At 43.4% G+C, this 19841-nt stretch carries 21 protein-coding genes; all 21 read right to left on the bottom strand.

The genetic code is table 11. The features are described 5' to 3' along the window. Window positions 1-7: 7 nt before the first annotated feature. Complete coding sequence (locus BMX82_RS11090) at window positions 8-967, bottom strand: MraY family glycosyltransferase (protein WP_091768975.1); 960 nt, start codon at window positions 965-967, stop codon at window positions 8-10. Beyond that, window positions 960-1868, bottom strand: a complete 909-nt coding sequence (locus tag BMX82_RS11095; protein ID WP_091768978.1) for an NAD-dependent epimerase/dehydratase family protein — start codon at window positions 1866-1868, stop codon at window positions 960-962. Before BMX82_RS11095 ends, BMX82_RS11090 begins: the two co-directional genes overlap by 8 nt. Continuing rightward, window positions 1865-2959, bottom strand: a complete 1095-nt coding sequence (locus BMX82_RS11100) for a glycosyltransferase family 4 protein (RefSeq protein ID WP_091768981.1) — start codon at window positions 2957-2959, stop codon at window positions 1865-1867. The genes BMX82_RS11095 and BMX82_RS11100 overlap by 4 nt, the downstream gene beginning before the upstream one ends. Continuing rightward, window positions 2956-4017 (bottom strand): glycosyltransferase, encoded by a 1062-nt coding sequence (locus BMX82_RS11105; protein ID WP_091768984.1) that lies wholly within the window; start codon window positions 4015-4017, stop codon window positions 2956-2958. Before BMX82_RS11105 ends, BMX82_RS11100 begins: the two co-directional genes overlap by 4 nt. A 13-nt stretch (window positions 4018-4030) precedes the next feature. Beyond that, the gene (locus BMX82_RS11110; protein ID WP_091768987.1) at window positions 4031-4777 is read right to left on the bottom strand and encodes a DUF2334 domain-containing protein; all 747 of its coding nucleotides are present in this window, start codon (window positions 4775-4777) and stop codon (window positions 4031-4033) included. Continuing rightward, complete coding sequence (locus BMX82_RS11115; protein ID WP_091768990.1) at window positions 4774-5829, bottom strand: glycosyltransferase family 4 protein; 1056 nt, start codon at window positions 5827-5829, stop codon at window positions 4774-4776. Before BMX82_RS11115 ends, BMX82_RS11110 begins: the two co-directional genes overlap by 4 nt. A 1-nt stretch (window position 5830) precedes the next feature. Further along, the gene (locus tag BMX82_RS11120) at window positions 5831-6910 is read right to left on the bottom strand and encodes a glycosyltransferase family 4 protein (protein WP_177172089.1); all 1080 of its coding nucleotides are present in this window, start codon (window positions 6908-6910) and stop codon (window positions 5831-5833) included. A 47-nt stretch (window positions 6911-6957) separates the two neighbouring features. Further along, complete coding sequence (locus BMX82_RS11125; protein WP_091768997.1) at window positions 6958-7569, bottom strand: sugar transferase; 612 nt, start codon at window positions 7567-7569, stop codon at window positions 6958-6960. A 2-nt stretch (window positions 7570-7571) separates the two neighbouring features. Then, window positions 7572-8360: an ATP-grasp domain-containing protein gene (locus BMX82_RS11130; protein WP_317039598.1), complete on the bottom strand. Its 789-nt coding sequence runs from the start codon at window positions 8358-8360 to the stop codon at window positions 7572-7574. Between the two features lie 450 nt (window positions 8361-8810). After that, window positions 8811-9290: an LbetaH domain-containing protein gene (locus BMX82_RS11135; RefSeq protein WP_091769003.1), complete on the bottom strand. Its 480-nt coding sequence runs from the start codon at window positions 9288-9290 to the stop codon at window positions 8811-8813. A 217-nt stretch (window positions 9291-9507) separates the two neighbouring features. Further along, window positions 9508-10638: a glycosyltransferase family 4 protein gene (locus tag BMX82_RS11140; RefSeq protein ID WP_091769006.1), complete on the bottom strand. Its 1131-nt coding sequence runs from the start codon at window positions 10636-10638 to the stop codon at window positions 9508-9510. 8 nt (window positions 10639-10646) lie between these two features. Continuing rightward, window positions 10647-11912: an O-antigen ligase family protein gene (locus BMX82_RS11145; protein ID WP_091769009.1), complete on the bottom strand. Its 1266-nt coding sequence runs from the start codon at window positions 11910-11912 to the stop codon at window positions 10647-10649. Then, window positions 11912-12841: a glycosyltransferase family 2 protein gene (locus BMX82_RS11150; RefSeq protein ID WP_091769012.1), complete on the bottom strand. Its 930-nt coding sequence runs from the start codon at window positions 12839-12841 to the stop codon at window positions 11912-11914. The genes BMX82_RS11145 and BMX82_RS11150 overlap by 1 nt, the downstream gene beginning before the upstream one ends. Then, window positions 12835-14262 (bottom strand): lipopolysaccharide biosynthesis protein, encoded by a 1428-nt coding sequence (locus BMX82_RS11155; protein WP_177172090.1) that lies wholly within the window; start codon window positions 14260-14262, stop codon window positions 12835-12837. The genes BMX82_RS11150 and BMX82_RS11155 overlap by 7 nt, the downstream gene beginning before the upstream one ends. Before the next feature lie 41 nt (window positions 14263-14303). After that, window positions 14304-14837 (bottom strand): hypothetical protein, encoded by a 534-nt coding sequence (locus BMX82_RS11160; RefSeq protein WP_143058363.1) that lies wholly within the window; start codon window positions 14835-14837, stop codon window positions 14304-14306. Window positions 14838-14937: 100 nt separating this feature from the next. After that, window positions 14938-16086, bottom strand: coding sequence for a TDP-N-acetylfucosamine:lipid II N-acetylfucosaminyltransferase family protein (locus BMX82_RS11165; RefSeq protein WP_091769021.1), 1149 nt, complete (start codon window positions 16084-16086; stop codon window positions 14938-14940). A gap of 135 nt (window positions 16087-16221) precedes the next feature. After that, complete coding sequence (locus tag BMX82_RS13065; protein WP_177172091.1) at window positions 16222-16392, bottom strand: hypothetical protein; 171 nt, start codon at window positions 16390-16392, stop codon at window positions 16222-16224. 1 nt (window position 16393) lies between these two features. Continuing rightward, the gene (locus BMX82_RS11170; protein ID WP_091769024.1) at window positions 16394-17239 is read right to left on the bottom strand and encodes a fumarate hydratase; all 846 of its coding nucleotides are present in this window, start codon (window positions 17237-17239) and stop codon (window positions 16394-16396) included. Beyond that, entirely contained in the window at window positions 17232-17741 is a 510-nt protein-coding gene (locus BMX82_RS11175; protein ID WP_091769027.1) for a fumarate hydratase C-terminal domain-containing protein, read from the bottom strand. The genes BMX82_RS11170 and BMX82_RS11175 overlap by 8 nt, the downstream gene beginning before the upstream one ends. Window position 17742: 1 nt before the next feature. Next, a complete protein-coding gene (locus tag BMX82_RS11180; RefSeq protein ID WP_143058364.1) occupies window positions 17743-18399 on the bottom strand; it encodes a hypothetical protein in 657 nt (218 codons plus the stop codon). Between the two features lie 13 nt (window positions 18400-18412). Further along, a complete protein-coding gene (locus tag BMX82_RS11185; protein WP_091769033.1) occupies window positions 18413-19837 on the bottom strand; it encodes an APC family permease in 1425 nt (474 codons plus the stop codon). Window positions 19838-19841: the final 4 nt, after the last annotated feature.

Consider the following 19841-nt stretch of genomic DNA (forward strand, 5'->3'; position numbering starts at 1 on the left):
ACAGGCGTCAGCCTTTCTTCACGTGCAGATGATAGTACTTCTTCATAAACAGCAGATATGCCGCAACCAGCAGACAGACCTGCAGACAGAAGGTCAGATAGCCAGGGAAAGCGATGTACCAGGCGCAGCAGACAGCCTGCAGCGCCATATAGATACCGGAAACGGCCAAGTGCGGCATCTTCAGTTCGTTAGCCATGATCTGATAGGCATGCTTCTTGTGCGGCTTCATCAGGTTCTCATGCAGCAGGACACGGTGGAGGATGGTCAGACCGCCATCTACGGCATACACCACCAGCATGGCCATCCAGCTCATCGACTCACCCCTCAGAGCCAGGCGCAAGACCAGATACACGAGGATAAACCCTATCGACATCGACCCCACGTCACCGGCAAAGCACTTGGCGCGTGACCTGAAGTTGAAGAAGTTAAACACCAGTAATGCCAGGATGACATACACCAGCAGGCTCGAGTCAGTGAAAGCCACCTGACACTCATTGACATAGAGCAGCGCCAGCGTCACCACGAGCGAATAGCCTCCCGTCATGCCATTGATGCCATCCATGAAGTTATAGATATTCATCAAGCCCACACAGGCAACGGACAAAAGCAGGATGACATGCGGCGAAGTGCTGATGAGACCAGAGTGGTAGAACATCAGCAGGATGGCCGTAAACTGGCAGACCAGCCTGATCTTCGGGTTGACGTTATTCACATCATCGAGGAAACTCACTGCAGCCAGTACCGTCAAGCCGATGAAGCCCCCCGAGAGCAAAGAGCCATGGAACAGCGTCCATAGCAGAAAAGCCACATAGAAGATGATGCCCCCGCCCCTGACGACAACGCCTGTGTGCGAACTCTGGTGGTGAGGGATGTCGAACACCTTTCTCTTTTCTGCCACTACGATGTAAAGGTATTCGACAGCAAACAATACGATAAACAATGCCAGACAGGCAACCAAGTTATTCATAGATTCTAAAATTGTCCATTACGCTTATGGGAGTCCATCCGAGGGCACCCTTTGCCCTATCATTACAAAAAGTCAAGGAGCAGGTTATTTTCTCAAGTTTCTGAGAGTTGACAGGCGCATGCTTCCCCATGCAGTCGCCGACCAAAGCCAGGCACCTAGCCAGCCAATAAGGGATATTGAGAGGAGCGCCCTTCCCTAACTGTCCGCAGATCAGTCCTTCTAACTCGCGGAAAGACGGATGCTCATCATCACAGACATTATAGACGCCAGCCTCATCCGTCTTTTCCAGCAACAGAATCAGTCTGGCTATATCCTGAACCATCAGCACACTCTTCCGTGCCCTGCCTCCAGCAATCCTCAGATACAGTCCCTTCTTGAGTCCTCTGATCATACTATCCAGGTTCCCCGGAGGACAGGGGCCCGCTATCAATGAAGGACGGAGGACAGACAAGACCACATGATGGCGCGAGCACCATTCCTGAAGATATGCCTCGGCCCTGATTTTACTCAGAGCATAAGGAGAAGTTCCGTTCAGAGGCCATGTCTCATCGATATGCTCCCCCTGCGTGCAGCCATAGACCGCACAAGAGCTGATAAAGATGAAGCGCTGTGGGACACCCGTTTTCTCAAGCCCCCTACAGAGGTTGACAGTACCATTGACATTGACATCATAGAACGCCTGTGCCTCAGTCTCATTCACGGGAACGGCATGCGCCTTGCCAGCGGCATGAACCACCACATCGAAGCGCCTGTCGAAAGCAGGAATGTCACAGGCCAGGTTGCAAGTCACCGCATGACGGTCGCCTCTGCCCAGCGTCGTGACATCATAATGCTGTGCCAGCAATGGGAGGATGTTCCTCCCGACGAACCCCGAACCTCCTGTCAGCAGCAGACTTTTCATTCGAACAAACTATTGACGGCCTCCAGATACTTCTCCACCACGATACGGCGGTCAAAGGCAGTCTCAACCTTCCTTCTGCCATTCATTCCCATTTCCTTCTTCTGATCGGCGGGCAACAGGATGAACCGTTCCATTTTCTCAATCAGGTCGTCAGTATCCTGTGGATTCACGATAAATCCGTTCACGCCATCGTCCACGATCTCCCCACATCCAGGCCTGCCCGTCGTGATGACTGGGCGGGCGGAGGCAGCACTCTCCAGCAGCACGTTGTTCATGCCCTCGGCATACCAGCTCGGCAAGACCGTACAATGCGTCACCTGATAGACGGCACGGACATCCTCAACCATACCATGATAGTCGACCACCCCTTTCTTCACCATCTCATCGATCAGCGCCATATAGTCCTCATCGCAGAAGCCGCATATATGGAACCTCGTAAAGGGATATTTCTCCTTAAGGAAGCGGGCGGCACCAATATACTCCTCAATCCCCTTTGCCCTCAATATCCTCGACACGAAAACGAACTCTACCGTCTCGCCCGAAGGATATGGCAAAGGCCGATACTGTTCGACATTCACGCCAGAGCCAGGCAGCAACACGTCATTGCCGTGAACAATGCCCAGACTCGTGAACAGCTCCCTGTTTGAAGCGTTCTGCAGGAACACCTTATAGACATCCCTGAAGACATATCGATATAGTCGCAGGAAGAAGTACCGCAGGAAGCCCTTTTTCTCCAAGGCACTCCCAAGTCCCGTGATATTGACCAGACAGGGGATACCCATTCTCTTGCAAAGAAAAGCGCCATAGAGATTAGGCTTGATGGTATATGTCAGTACCGCATCAGGCCTGACCGCCTTCATCAGTTTCCGATATGCCCGATAGAGCTTCCACTCTTTGAGAGGGTTGACGCTGCGCCGGTTATAGGGAATATCCACATGCTCACAGCCAATGGCCTTCAGCTTATCAATCTCACTGCCATTGCCGACGGCCACAATGACCCTATAGCCAGAGCGTACCAGTTGCTGAAGCACCTCGGCCCTCAGCTTATAGGTCCATGTCGGATGATTCGATAATACCAGAACCGTTTTCATATCATTCTCTCATATACCTCCAGATAAGCCAATGCCGTTTTCCCGATGCCATAATCCTGAGCCCTGCGCCTACAACGCTCTACAGTCTCCTGATAACAGTCCTTATCCCCCATCAGATGCATCACCTCATCGGCAAGCGCCTGCGCATCACCTTGAGGGACAATGATGCCGGCATCCTCGACGACCTGTCGCAATCCCTTGATATCCGACGCGATGACAGGCAGACCACCCGCCATCAGTTCTACGGCAGAGAGGCCGAAACCCTCCCACACAGACGACTGGACACCGATATCCGCTTTTGCAATCCATGAAGGGATATCACTCTGTTCTCCCACGAAATGACATCTGTCACCAACCGCAAGAGATGCTGCCAGTGCTTCACAGCCCTGTCGCGTCGGACCATCGCCGACGAAGACGACATGATAGCGCTCATCGAGCAAGCCCATGGCCCTGATAACGGTGGCCTGGTCCTTCGCAGCGGTGAAACGCGACACCATCAGCAACGTGACAGGATATCCGCTCTCCCTCTTTACGACATCGAAGTTATGCAGGTCCACCCCATTACTGACGACGACGAAACGGCCGTCATTCCGACTAGCGCCAAGCCATCGCATCAGACTATCCTGTACCTCATCGCTTATTGACACCACCCTGTCGTATTGACGGTAAGCCATCCGTTCAATCCATCTCAGGTAGCGATGTGAGCGCCGCCTGTTATTGGTGCTATGCTCCGTATATACAAACCTGCATTTCAGGAACAAGCTGGCAAGCGCGCCAAAATAAAGATATGGGAACAAATGGACATGAACCACGTCATAGCCCCTCAGCATACGGACAAAGCGCCAAAGGAACATCGGGCGATGATAGTCCTCAACATCCAGACTCAGTATCCGGACACCTGCGTCTTCCAGTTTTTCCTCAAGGAAATTATTCATACGGCGATTCACCAGGACACTCACCTCTGCGCCTTGCGCCGCCATCACAGGCAGCATGTCAGAGACGAGTCGCTGGGCACCACCGACTTCAAGCAAACTAATAACGTGTAAAACCCTTACCATAGACCTAATCCAACTAATCAGCTATGCCCCTTAGCTTTCTATAGGCAAAGAAGCATTTCCTTATCATCAGGTCGGCCATAGAGACCTTTGTAACCTTCGAGACGTCTATCTCATCAAAAGACATGAAGGCCTGATGATGTTTTTCCAAAAACGACTCCAGACGAGCAAAAGCCCTGTCATCCATATCATTGGGATGGAAACAAAACGTGAAAAGGCCCCTTACAGGCATCTTCACGCAATGGCCTATTATCTGGGGGATAAACACGAAGCCCTTGTACTCGTAGGGTTTCAACGCTATCGTATCGCTAATGACACGTATATCCGTCTCAGCCCTCAACGCCTCCAGAGTATACTCATCAAAGGTATGACTTGTCGCAAAGAAATATTCTGGTTCAACTCCATGCTCTTTCAAGATCGAGTATCCCTTTCCGATCTTCTCACGCTGTGCCTCAAGAGGTAAGCCAGCGAACTCAGACCTGCACCAGAAAGGGTTAATGCCCTTCATGCCGTCGGTTGACACAATGACATGGTTATAGCCATGCAAGGCGATGCTCCATCCCTTCTGCTTCCAGCGATGTGCCTTATCCCAGAATTGCGGGTCCTCAGGCTCTATTATCGTATCCGGATCAATGTTAGCAGGGATAATACCGACAAGAGGTCTGATATGAAACCTGTCGAGCATATCCTCTATCCTTTGCCATTTCCGGCAATCCATAAAAGGACTCGCATCATCCAAACGAATCAGATATCTTGTGTTCATTTTAGATACTGTATCATTTTCGAGATTGCCATCTCAAAATCCGATTGCGTCTTCAATGAGCCGACTGTTGTTCTCATGCCTTGTTGCAGCTTCTGACGCAGTTCCCGGTTCCCCACAATCTCCCTGATGCGACCAGCCAGAGCTTCTGCATCCCTGTTCTCAGCCAACAAGCCGTTAACGCCATGCTGTATGGTGTACGGCATAGCCGAGTTGTCAAAGGCCACGACAGGCAGGCCATGGCTCATGGCTTCGATCAGCACCATCCCGTAACCCTCGAGCAGAGAAGGAAAAACAAACACCTCTGCCTTACGGTATATCTCATCCAACGCCTCATCAGAGACACGGCCTCTGAAACTGACGGCCGTCTGCAGCTGATGGCGAGTGATATCGTCAACCAGCTTACGATAATACGATTTATCCACTATCTTACCGACGATATCCAGATGCACAGACGGCACCCTTTTCTTAACATCCGCCAACGCCCTGATCAGGTAATGGAGTCCCTTTCTTCTTTCAACAGTCCCGACGAACAGCAAACGCCCTTCCACCTCATCGTCTGAGGTCTCGAACCTATTCTCAAACGGGATAGGAATATAGAAGATCCGTTTCCCGGGGTAAAGTTTCCTGGCTACATCCAGCGTGTACGGACTTGGGACAATCAGGAACCGGCATAAAGCGTAGTAGATATATTGCCAGACGAAATTAACAATCCTTGTCAGCCCCCTGTCATTCAAATAAGGGAAATGGTGAATGATCACAATGGGGACTCCTCTTCTGAGTATTCTCAGCACCAACAGCAGCAGGAGATGGTATCGGAAACAAGAATCGTCCATGAACACAAGGTCATGGCGCTTCACCGCCTTAATCCATTTCAGTTCTGCCAACGGCGCATAGGCTTTCCTCCATGAGGGATACACCTCCGCACATCGCGGCATTGTGACTGTATCCACATCATGATACGCTTCCAGACAGTTCAGCAGCGCATCATTGTATTTATGACCACCCGATATAACCTGTCTCGGATGATTGAGGAAGAAAGCAGAGCGCTTCATATTAAGTTTTCATATTCGCCACAGATTCAACAAACCGCATATAAGCGTCAGTCTGGCGCTTGCAGGAATACTTCTCCTTATAGTAGGCCGCTATTCCTTCCAGCTCCGCAGGCGAGGGAGGATGTTGCAAAGCATTCAGCATCACCTCCGCCATCGACTCCACCGACTTGGGATCAAAGCTATCCACCATGCCATCCGTCACCTCAAGGAGCGTTTCAATATCCGACACCACCACAGGCACCTTGTGAAGAGAAGCCTCTATAGGCGTCAGGCCGAAGCCCTCCCTCAGCGAGGGTGAGACAAACAGGCTGGCATGACTATACAGATAATTCATCTCCTCCTCTGAACGATTTGAGATATCAAGGATCACCCTATCCTTCACCCCTAACCTGTCGATGAACACAGACAGATCCTCATATCGGTCCTCGTTGTCATTAACGCCTTTCAAGTACAGATGATGCGGTATCCGGTCTTTAATGGCACAGAAAGCAAGGATGAGCCTCTCTGTATTCTTGTACTTCCAGAAAGTATTTACATCGAGGATATACGGGATGTTCTCTATCTCCTTTATCTTTCGCTCCCCGACAGTCCTCTCACTGATGCTGTTATATATCACGACAGACTCTTTCCCGCTATATCGTCTGACATCCCCTCTCACATATTGCGATATCGTCACGATATGCGGGACAAGGCGATAATAAGCTACAGACTGCAAGAGCCATTTCAGAGCCCTGTAATAGTGGCTCTCATCCAATTCATTCTTGAAGGGCTGCATATCATGTACAACACAAATCTGATGATATGCTTTAGGATATACGTATGAAGAGAGGTTAAAATACGTGGTCAGGATGACATCCACCTTGTTTTCTGCCAGCAGCTCCTTCACACGAGAAGGGCACAGTCCCCTTCTATACCTTGGAACATCCTTAAGTCTGTCAGGCAATACAATCTGATGCATCTCCCTGTCTATCGCGCCAGCGATAAACCCAGACATCTCCGCCCACACCAGGACAGAGACCTGACACTTTGAATAATCATGGAATCCTTTTGCCAGGTTATAGGCCATATTAGCAATTCCCATATAAATAGGAGTGCGAATATGCAAAAGGTCTAATACGACGTGCATGATTATATCAGTTCCCCTCCATACTCCATCTTCTTACCAAAGATGGTGCAGAGAATCATCTGGAAATCCTTTGCAAAAGAGTAATGATTCAGATAATACAGGTTGATCCTCACCTTATCCGGGAAGATCACGGTGTCATTATACTCCTGCGGATTATCCACCTTGGCTAACAGATCCTCCTCATCCCGGTACTTCAGACTGGCAGGGCCAGTGACACCAGGACGGAGTTCTAATATACGACGGGCCTCCCCCTGCAACAGGTCGGCATATCCCGGCACATCGGGACGTGGCCCCACAAAGCTCATGTTCCCAATCAGCACATCCCACAGCTCGGGCAACTCATCCAGCTTATACCTGCGAAGCGTCGCCCCCAGAGGCGTGATGCGCGCCTCGCCAGCCACAGACACCGACGAGCCATGATGCGCTACCGTCATCGAGCGGAACTTATGCATGGTAAAGAGTCTGCCATGCCTCCCCACCCTTTTCTGAGTAAAGAGCACAGGCCCTCCGGGCATCTTCACCTTTATCAGAATGGCCACGACAAGCATCACCGGCCACAGGAGCAGCAAGCCCAGAAAGCCCCAGGTTCTATCGAAAATAAATTTGGAAATCATTATTATGGATTTAATTTCCCGTTCTTTATCAACTTCTCAAAATAATAAATCATTTCACCAAGGATTGCCTTCTTATCATCCATATAGAAGTCATCAAAACCATCAAAGCCCTTAAACGAGAATACCTGTTTCATCTCGGCTTTTGATAGATTTAAAGTCATGGCTCTTCCCACTAAAGTGATGATATCACCCAAAATCCATTTTGTTTTAGTTCCGACCTTTATACGAATAGGTTCCTCATACTTGCCTTCCGTTGATAACTTGTACAAAACCCATGGAATGTCAAAGCCAGCCTTTATTGGAGTTGCCAAGCCACCTGTAAAACGAGCATTCGTTTCTATATAAGCAACTCTCCCTGTATTGTTATCATACCTAAAGTCCAAGCCACATACTCCCTGATAGTCGACGTAATCAAGCAGACGTTTAGCATACATCTCTAACTCAGGCATATCCACGATTATCCTTTGAGTTGTCGTGCCCCCACCTTTAGTCTTAGTTACTAATGCCTGGTAAACTGATGATTGCCAGAATCCATTCCAACGCACACAATCAACACTATAGTCCGTTCCTCCAATGAATTCTTCTATCATCGTTTTTCTCCCCTGATGAGCATCTATTAACTTTTCCAGTTCCTCTTTACTCTCTGGAAAGAACACACTTTTCGCAGAATTTCCAATTGCAGTTTTAAATACCACAGGATAAGAGTGTACATCTTCAACATGATGATATAACTCAGGAATAGGGACTCCTGCCTGTTGTGCCTTTTGGGAGGATTCTGCCTTATCTGCCATTTCCAGAAGCAGCCTTTCATGTACATAGGGAATTACCAAATCATGAGGGAATCTGTGTCTATTCCGCATAATGACGACACTCTCGTCATGTGTAGGTAATAACACTTTCGGCTGAAGTTCATTTATTTTATTGACAAGACACTCTATAAAAGCGTCCTCTTCAGTAAAAGGGTCCGGATATATAAAGTAACCTGAATTATATTTTGACAGGCTACATATATTTTTAGTCGAAGTATCAGCAACTATAACTCTTAATCCATGCGAGGACAAACTTCTCAGAATATTATAGCCGACCCGATTCCAACAATATGTTATAATGACATCACAATGCATAAATAAAAAAATGTATTATCAACTATCTCTTCACAGTCCTTCACCAAGAACATCAAGAACGACTTCCTATTGATTAGTTTTGAGATAATCAAAGCAACTAATGGTTCTCCTTCATTTTTATAACCTTCGCAGGCACACCTGCAACGATCGAATGGGGGGGGTATCTTTTGTAACAACACTTCCAGCACCAACGGTTGTATAATCCCCGATGGTTACACCACCAATAACATTTACGTTTGCGCCTATAGACACATTATTTCCAATAACAGGTCTCTTGCCATTTTTTCTTCCGAGCGTTGTACATTGGAGCACTGTGAAGTTTTCTCCAATTGAAGCAGCATTAAGTACGGTGGCATAACAGTGCGGAGCATATAACCCTCCTCCTATTTTTAAACTGGAGGGGATAATGAATGTTGGTGATCCTTTTCTGTACCAGCCTATCAGCAACTTCATCGTTAATCCTATACGGTGATAGAAAATGGTGCGGAAGTATGCATCGTGGTGTAGCTTATTCAGCAACAACACCACTCTCGGCATCCTGATAGAGGTCTTTTCTACCAGACGGTCGAGGTCTGCATTCAGTTTTCTTCTGTCCATAAGTGAATAACAAAGGAGATGTGGTATATACAGCCAACTGAAACACAGGGGTGTGAAGAGTTCTATACACTCTCTTACTTTACGTCTGTTCATAATGAATAGTTAACAGTTGAAAAAGTGATAAGAACGGATAAAGCCACTTATAATCTCTCAACTCTCCGAACTTGTCTTTTATAAAATGAGCTACATCGTACAACATCTAATTTATCGTAAGTGCTTACAAGATTTCATTATAAAAGTCGAGGAGGCATTGCCTGACGAATCCTTGTTCAAATCGCTCAGCCACCATCCTACGAGCATTATCTGCCATTCTTTCCCGAGCAGCCTTATCTCTCACCATATTCACCATTGCATCAAACAGCGCGTTCACATTCTTCGAAGGAATGATGACGCCGTTTTCATCTTGGCGAATAATCTCACGAGAGCCATTAATATCCGTAACGATTGAAGGCAGGCCCATTGCTCCTGCTTCTAAAACCGTATTCGGGAATCCTTCTCTATAGCTGGGGAATACAAAACAATCAGCTGCTGCATAATATGCAAGTAGTTCATCACCAAGCTTGGGACCAACATACTCAATAGACGGATTCTTATCAATAATATCTCGAGACTCATCAGATATAGGGTCAAGTGTTTCCTCATAACGTCCCACAAGAATTAATCTTGCAGGGACAAATCCAGAAAGCCTATCCATTGCCTGGCACAACTCATTTATACCTTTATCTCTTACTATTCGTCCTACAAAAAGAAAAGTTAAAAGAGAATCATTCCGTATACTTTCCGATAGTTTCATCACCTCTGGCCTACGTGAGAAATGCTCCATATCGACTCCTCGGACATTACCATATCCCAAGACCCTCATTGGTTTCTTTGTAATACCATTATTGACGAGATCGCTTTTCACGCCCTCACCCTCAGGAATAATATGGGTTGCGCACGCACATGTGATAGAATCAGTCAACATCAGGATCTTGCGCTTAAGGCCTGTAGAAGTCGGGAATACCAAACCTGTAAAAGTATGAATTCTGATTGGCACCCTAGTCAAGTATGCTGCCATCATACATAACAGGCCTGCTTTGGGAGTCATCGAATGCACTATTGTGGGTTTTTCTTCTTTAATTATCCTAATTATGCTAAACAAAGACTTTATATCACTCATAATAGATATGCGTCTTTCCATGGGGACGCTCAAAACCTTAACGCCCATATCCGCAAGTTCTTTTTGTTCCTGACCAGGAGAAGATAAAGACACGACATCAAATCCACAAACTTGCATATCTTTCACAAAAGGTTTATAGAAATCAATAGAATGAGAGGATGTGACAGCCCTTATTATTTTTTTCCTCATATTTAGGTTTATCTTTTCAATAAGTTATTATTTATACTGGCCAACATCAACGCTTGCAATATGAAAAAAGGAGGATTAGCTGCACCTCCGTGAGTAGCATATGCAATTAAAAAAGTAACAACTATCACAAAAGGTATTATGTTAGTCTTTATATACAATCTCCTTAGAACCAAGAACTCTATTAGTATAAAGACAAGGAAGCCGATGACTCCATATGAGAAGTAATAGTCAAATATCATGGAATGAGCATACGCATCCGAGGAAGATATTCGGGCAATATTTCCAGGGCCAGTTCCCAATATAATATATTGTTCTCCAAGAGAACTTATCTTATTTAAATGATCTATCCAAATTTCTGTTCTACCATTTCCAGTTTCAAATTCTTCATATTCGAAAAGGCGTTCGGTTCTGAAGAGACCCAACGACTCTATATAAATATATGCCACAAGCGTTAAGGCTGCCACTAACACAAGTACTATTGAAGATTTAATGCTTTTGGGGGAAAGCAAGGCCAATAAAATAACGCCCAAGGCTAATGCCAGCATCAATCCTCTAGCTAAGGTCATAAAAGTAACCAATAGAAAGAGTAATAAAAGTGCGCCATCAATTATCTTGACGATGTAGCGTTTCTTAAGGTTCTCAAACAAGTAAACCTTGCCTATAAATGAAAACAAAAGGAAAGACATTGGGATGGCACATAGAAAAGCCATCGTTTTAACATTTTCGCCAAAAGTCAAACGTCCAGTCATAGATTCGAGTCCGCCTGCATATAAAAAAAGACATACAAGCACAGCACTGCATATATATGAGAAAATTACAATTGGGACATCTTTACTTGTAAAAGACTCGGAAATCGTAAAGAAGATGGTCATACAGATAATTTGCAGAGCAAGAGTTACACCATCTGGTTTATATCCAAAAGCGAATGAGATCAGGACTATAGAAAGACATAACAGATAAACACCAAATAGCTTTGAACGTTTTTTCCGCTTAAAAACATCTATGAATGATGAAAGCAAAAATGGAACAAAAGCTAAGGTATAATAAAAACCCGTGGAAAGCAATGAAACAAATGGGCCCGAAATAATAATGGCTCCAAGTGCCATACCACGATGTCTAAAAAAACCCAGGAATGAAAAAAGCAGCGATATTGCCACCAAAGGCCCATCTTGCATTCTTGTCGCAAAAAACAAGACCAAGATAGAATAAGCAGTAATAATATACGCCTCTGATTTTCTTAGATTATCAAATATGGATTTTCGTTGTGCAACCATTAGTATTTCTTCTGAATGTTAGGTACAAAACTGTAGGACGTATTATGAGCATATCTATCTAACAAATATATCATATACTTAATCCAAACAATTAGCGGTATTTTTGATTTACAGATATTCTTAAAAGCTCTCTTATAGTGTCTATGTGAAACAAGATAACGAGTCCAATCGATATCATACATTGCTTCGACATTACGTTTGTCTATAGGAGACAATTTATCTATATGTGATTGAAAACTCTTTCTAAAGCTCATTTCCCGATCAAATGACTGCTGATAAGTGAATGACACCGTTCTGAAATCAAAAAAAATTTCCATCAAAGGCTCATCAACATATGCAACCTTATATTTTTCGAGTATTCGGAGATTATATTCTAAATCCTGATTCCGCAAAAAAGACTCATCAAATAAGCCGATATCATCTACAGCACTCTTTCTATAAAAAAGATTAGAACCTGATCCATGATAAAATGAACGCATCAGAGCCCGAACATAAACATCATCTTCAACCTTTTCCTGCGAACGTTGTATTTTACCATTTCGCATATGCTTGATATAGGCAGTATAGCAGGCACCATAATCTGCGCCTTTTTCATCCAGACATTTGGTCATCAACTCCAATCGTTCAGGCAAATAAATATCATCATCATCAAGAAATGAGATATATTCACCAGTTGCATGTCTTATCCCCGTATTCCGAGCTGCAGCCCCATTCTTATTAACGTCATGGCGAAGATAGATAATATTCTTCGTATCTTTATAACGTTTCATCATATCAGCGGTCTGCTTTCCTGACTCAGTATTTATGCCATTATCATCAACAACAATTATTTCTATATCTTTCAGTGTTTGAGCCAAAACACTATCAACAGCACGGCAAACACACTCAGCACGATGGTATGTCGGAATTATAACACTAACTTTTACCATTCCCTTTTCTTAATAAATTTATGTGTTAGCGGATTGTTTAGAATCATCGATTTAATATAACAATATCCAAATATCTTAAATAAAGAAGATGCAATCCAATATAACAAAGCACATAGAAGGATGCCTAATAATATCGTAAAATAAACATTTAGATTAAGCCAGCAAAACAAAGGGAATGCGCAGCCAACCATAAAAGCGGTAATCGCAATAATAGGAACTATATCGCGAATGATGTATCTAAGAGGATATTTCACGGTCAATCTACAAGCCACAGCACCTATAATGACACTTAAAATACTTGTAATCGCGGCACTAACAGCAATTCCCATTGGCCCATAATCCATATGAATAGCAATTATCAGCAACAATACTCCAATGGTTTTTTTCAAGATCTCAATCTTCAGTCGAACATCACTTCTTCCTACAGCAGTGATGGCTTGAACTTGTGCCGACGCAATAGGATGAAAAGCCATCGTGAAACAGCAAATATACAAAAAAGGTAAAAGAGGAAGCCATTTCTCTGTTAAAAGTACAACCACAAGAGGTTTGGCTATTACAGACAAGGTTCCAAGGCAAAAGAACAATACATATGAATTTATATTTATCGATTTATAAAGAAGACTGTGGAGGGCTTTTATATCATCCTGTTTTTTTGACAATGCGGAAAAAATAACAGATTTTATTGATGTATCAACACCCGTTACAAGAACATGAGGTAATTGTGCGCCTTTAGAATAATATGCCAAGTTAGCTGACGTATATTTCTTTCCTATAACCAAATTATTTAATTGGGAATAGATTGTATTCAGAAGTCCTGCTGCAAGGATCTTCCACCCAAAGGAAAACATCTCATGTGCCTTCAACTTATCAAATCCAAAAGATGGTTTCCAATCCATTATTCCAAGTAAAACCAAGGAAAGAATAATGCTCTGACTCAGTTGCTGGACGATAAGTGCCCAATACCCTAATCCTATGAAAGCTGCGATAACGCCCAAAACCCCAGAAGATACGCTTGCTGTAACATTACACTTCAACAACTTTTGGAACTTCATCTCACGAGTCGCAATTGCTATCTGAATAGAATTCAGTGACCCAGGAATAAGCAGTAGAGCCAAGACTCGCAGACTCTCGCACATACCTTCTTCGGCATAGAATCTTTCAATAAAAGGGGCTCCTGAAAACAAAAGGACATAAAAGAAAAAGCCTATTGCCAAATTAATAGTAAACCCTGTGCTATAATCTATACTATCTGCCTCTTTTTTCTGCACAATGGCCATATTGAAACCATTATTGATAAATATACCTGCGATATTGGTAAAAACCACCATCATGGCAACTATACCATATTCTGATGGTGATAGAATGCGTGCAATAACAATCTGCACTAGAAGTTGGAAAGACATGACTGAATAGCGTTCCAACACCTTATATATCATCGAAGATGATACCGTATTTTCAGACCTCATGACTCAAAAAATGCGATATGTTTACTATACATCTTTTCTTTTTTTCTGGCAATATCTAACTTACATCCAGTCACGCCACCAAAGAAATGTTTTCCGTCCAAAAGATAATATGGGATATCCATGTGGTAATACATACATAACGCCGCCCTATGTTTCCCATCATATATATATTTTTTCCCATTCCATTCATATACTTTGACAGGCTCAACTTTACCCGACAGGATTTTCTCACTGCATACTTTGTTCTTCTCATAAAAAGCGGAGAAATCAAATATCCGATGATACCCAATCCGACCATCAAGAGTCCCAGCATGGTAGCGTTTTATGTAATCTGTGTCAGAAGGGTTGTCACCTTCACATAAACACTTTACAAAATAAAAATGTGGACTTTCTATCAGCGGGCAGTTTAACAACGTATAAGGATCTTTTAAGAAATCGGGGCCGAGATACAAATCTGTTCCATCTGTATGATAAATCTCTCCCAAAGGCACACTATTCACTGTTTTTCTGAATGAACTAGCGTTCATCATCTTTATACCGACCTTCGTTTCAGAAATCTTCAAAACACAGAAGTACTTGCATACTTTCTCGAAAAAGCGCCAAAAGTAGTAACGAATACTTATTATCATTTTATTTTTTTTCCAATATTTCAATCATTTTATATAGCCTGTCAATTGTCTTTGAGCTCAACGTATCTTCAACAACAATTCTCCTATTAAGATAAGTCTCGTCGGGATTAGCTTTCGAAGAAAGCATTTCGCTATTAATGTCATGCTGAATTGAATAAATCTTGATTCCCTGTTCAGTATGGTGTTTATAAAGTATTGAACTCTCTGACATAAACACCTTACATCCGTCACGCAAAGCCATCCTAATATTACCTAACGCCTGTTGGCGTTCATGGCCAAATATTCGGAAGTAACATGCAGAAAGTGTCTTACGATAATCCTCATACGGCATATAGTCATCAATAGCGACAAAGTTATCACCCCAGAGTTCCTTACCCAACTCTTTAATTTGATTTCTATATTTAGGTGTTCCTCCATAACTCAAAGGCACGACGACACGCCTGTCACCGAGTTCAACATCTGCCAACTTCAGAAAAATATCTGCATGATTATTCGTAGGGTCTCCTGAATTACCAATCATAATATCCATACCATCTACAAAAGGGGCAGTGTCAAGAAGCGACATCGTAATATTTGCCTGTGGAGATGAATATCTATATTCAATTTGCTTTGCTCTAAAGAATTTATTCTTCTTCATCATCTCATACTCCTCGGGTATGATACCAGAAAAGAAATCAACTCGATTCACAGCATTCTTTAGTTTACCATTGCGAAAAAATTTATAGACAGACTTACCTTTTTGCAATAAATAATCTTTACATGATTGCCGTAGGAGGCGTTGTGTTTCCGGTTTTATTGAATAAGGCACATTCACCAATGGTCTTGACCCTATACAGCCATAGATATCAAAACCCCATGCAAACCACACTACAGTTACCTTGGATGGTATCTGTGGAATAACAGATAATGGCAAAGACTGAATATTATGAAGTATTACAATATCGCATTTCCATTTAATGACCTCATCTAGGAAACAAGAAGAGTTCATATAATCAATCTTTTCAAAATTATCAAGATAACGATAAGAATCTCTATGTTCTTTCTCAACGTGTATATATCTATTCAGACACCTGTCTCCAAGGAAATCAAATGTCTTTATGATACAATTAACAAACTTCTCATCGGTAACACAATGAAGAATTCTAATCATTTTATATCTATACTGTTATGTACTTCCCTTAAAACTCAAAGGATATTTCTAAACCAATTCTCATACACCTTTATCACAGAGAAGCAGTGCTCTCATAATGGCGTCCTTTATCCTCAAAATATCCATCTAAAGTAATTATTCCACGAGTGCCGTATTACAACAACCATATCTGATACGCCATTGACTCACATCCCCAATATCCTCAAAACGTTCATCTTTTGTGATACTCATAGCAAACCAGCCACGTCGTTTATAAAAATGGCATTTTAGTTTCTTTGCAGTCTTATTTTTTAATGATTCTGCCATATTACAACAGCACGCTTGCCCTTCTAGGCTCAAAGCAACAGCAAGGCCTTAAGGCAACTATTCTCACACCACTGGCTCTTTGAGGACCAATCTTAGCAAAAGTAGCCAGAACGCTATGCTTACCACCTAAGCCAAGCGGTCCAACTTTTGCTTCATTGACCTTATCTGTGATTCTCTTTTCAAAATCACTCTGCTTGCCAAAGTCGCCCTTTGCCATTGCTTCCATCATCAAACTGGTAGCCTCAAACTGACTTCTACCAATACCTATAGCCAAGGTACAAGGGGAACAGCCTAACTGACTGACAGCAGGTTTGGCTCTATTCACAATCTCCTCAATCACCACATCAACACTATGTTTATGGAACACTCTCTGAGTTATACCACGTATGGCAGGGCCTCCACCAAGCATTAAAACAGTCAACCTCAGAACATCTTCATCAACTGGTTTAATAATGATAGGAGAAGGAGCTAGCGCACCACTGTCTTCATCCAATCCACCACTCTGGTCAATACGAGCATAATCACCACCCTTAATAGCCATGGGGCGGCCAGGCAATTGTCTTAAACCTTGGCGAACTCCTTCTTTTATCTCTTCCAGTAGAGCGCCAGTCACACACTTATTGGGGCCCACCTCCAAAAATAGATGGGGAATACCAGTATCATCACACAACGGACTACGCCTTTTCTCTGCCACAAGCGCATTGTCCAGCACTTGTTTCACAACCCAGCATGAGCTTTCTATTTGCTCATCTGCTATTGCCTTGCGATATGCTTCTTTCTGGTCTTCACGGAATGTTGAACCAGCCCTGACCAAACAGTCCGCTACTTTTTCAATAATGTTACTCATAAACACTCCTTCCTTTAGCAGCGGCAATAATAGCCTGATAATTACCAACTTTGATTCTATACAGAGCCTCCATCCCAAGTTCCGGCCATGCCACACACTCTCGTTCAAGGGTTTGGCTTTCCAAGAGGGCGGTTACAGGGGGGATAATGGCAAAAACTGCATTATTCTCTGCCAGCATCTTCACTGTCTCTGGCTTGATGGCACCCTTACCAAGATGCATCTTGATACCACCTAACTTGGAGAGAGTCTCAAAACTGCCCTCTATTTCCAACTTGTTACTGGAAGTAGGACCTACTCCTGCGGGACTCACAGCCGTGTGAAATATCACGCCACCCTTCAAATCAATCCCTCGTTTGTTCCATGTACCAGCCTCAAGTTCCTTGCAGATACGAGGCAGCACAGCATCACGACCACAGAATATGTAGCCTGAAATGGAAACTACATCGCCAACATTAAGACTTGCTACAACATCTTCGCTTATCGGTATTTGAATCTCTCTCATATTAAAATGTAAAGTCAATTGCAAATGTCAATCTTGGATGCTCTTTAAAGAAGTCGTTTCCCCAGATATAGAAACTATACTGCTTGTAAACATAGAAGAAACCTGCTGCTAAATCGGGATCTTCATTGAATTTCCATGAATGAGTTAAACCAATATGTGGCCAGAAACTACTATTCTTTCCCGTTGGCAACTTTCCTGCCAAGTACCAATATTGATCAAAAGTGTTCTCACCATCTTTGTCAATAGTATGCCAGGTGTTTGTTGTCCAGAACAGTTTACCATCCTTTGTAATATCACCATTCATAAAGAACCCAGTATTAAGATAACCAAATTTGTGGCTATCATCAAGATCAAATGTTGGAGCAGACTGGATGCCAGCACTAAACCATTGGCTGAACTTTTTACCTACACGTAGATAATATCCAATGAACTTTTCATCAGGACCTGTGGTAAGGTCGGTTCCAATAGAGAACCAATCATTCACACCATATTGCAAAGTCGTATATGTACGTTGGTTGTTAATACCTGGCCTCACTTTCAATGAATGATAGCCAAAAAAATGTTCTTTGCCTACTGTTGCCCCATAATATGGTACCTGTGCAAATGTCTCTATTACAAAAGCAAAGACTAAAACGATGCCTAATAATATTTTTTTCATTTCTGTTCCTTGATTAATAAATATCCATTCCTGAAGCAAAATTATCTTTATATAGCATTTTACTTCGAACTCCGAGCACAATTCCTATTAATGCCCATCCTCCTACTATAATCCATTCTTGCCATGTAAGAGCACAACTCGTGGTCGGTAAAAGATACATCAATGCCATGAATCCCGCCATTATCGTCGCAAGAATTCCAATAGTCTTTCCGTGATTAACCCTAAATGGTCTTGTAAGATTTGGTTTGGTTTTACGGAGTTTGAGGAAAGAGGCGGCCACCATGCAATAAGCCAAACAGCAAGCGAAGTTGGCTGCATCCACAATCCACACCAGCATAACTCTTCCAAACAAGGGAGCTATGATTGAAAGCAATCCCAAAAACAAAATTGCCACGTATGGGGTGTTATATTCAGAATGCAATTTCGAGAACTTTCCAGGAAGCATGTGGGATTTTGACATAGAGAACAGCAAGCGGCTACCTCCAATGAGGAATGAATTCCATGTTGTTACAATACCACAGAGACCTCCAATAACCAGCACCTTTGTCATTGCTTGGTTCGAAAATGCTTTAGCCAGAGCGTCAGCTGTTACCATTCCTGTGTCTTGCATTGACGCATCAACCTCAGCAGGGCTCATCACGTAACCAATTGCCACAACAACCATGGCATAAAAAACAACAGCCAAACCAATAGATGCAATCATTAATCGACCAAGCCGCTTCAAAGGAGCGTTGATTTCTTCTGCCGCTTGTGGTATTACGTCAAAACCGAACAGGAAGAATGGTGTCATAATGGCCACTTTCATGATATTCATAAAAATGCCCCCCCCGGTTTCACCTACAAAAGGTTGGCTGGATAGATTAGCCGTATCACCATTAATCGCAGATCCTGCAACAAGAAGCAAACCAACACCAGCAATGATACAGGTAAGTATATTCTGCAACTTTGCTGCCCTTTTCGTGCCAATATAATTAATGTAAACAATTAATAGCGAGGCAAGAATTGCCACAGCAACCCATGAGAGATATACATCAAAACCTGCAACAGACCACAAATATCCTTGAAGGAAATCTGGTATCAGGTATTGCATGATAGTAGCAAAAGAGCATGCTTCAAAACACACAACACCAATATAACTAAGTACCAATGCCCATGTGCAGACGTATGAGCCTATAGAACCGAATGCAGCATAACTAAAGTTTTGCTCGCCTCCGCTCTTTGGCATCGCTGTTGTCAGTTCTGCATATGTCAGCCCTACAAGGTAAATCATAATACCGCCTATGCAGAACGCAACTGCAGTTCCGATAGCACCACCGGTCTGAATCCATTGGCCAGACGAAACAACCCATCCCCAGCCAATCATCGCCCCAAAGGCGACCATAAGCACGTCCCTTGTATTAAGGACACGTTTGAAACTTGAATTATTATTGTCGTTCATTTTC

Source organism: Prevotella sp. khp7 (assembly GCF_900109055.1).
Classification (GTDB): Bacteria; Bacteroidota; Bacteroidia; order Bacteroidales; family Bacteroidaceae; genus Prevotella.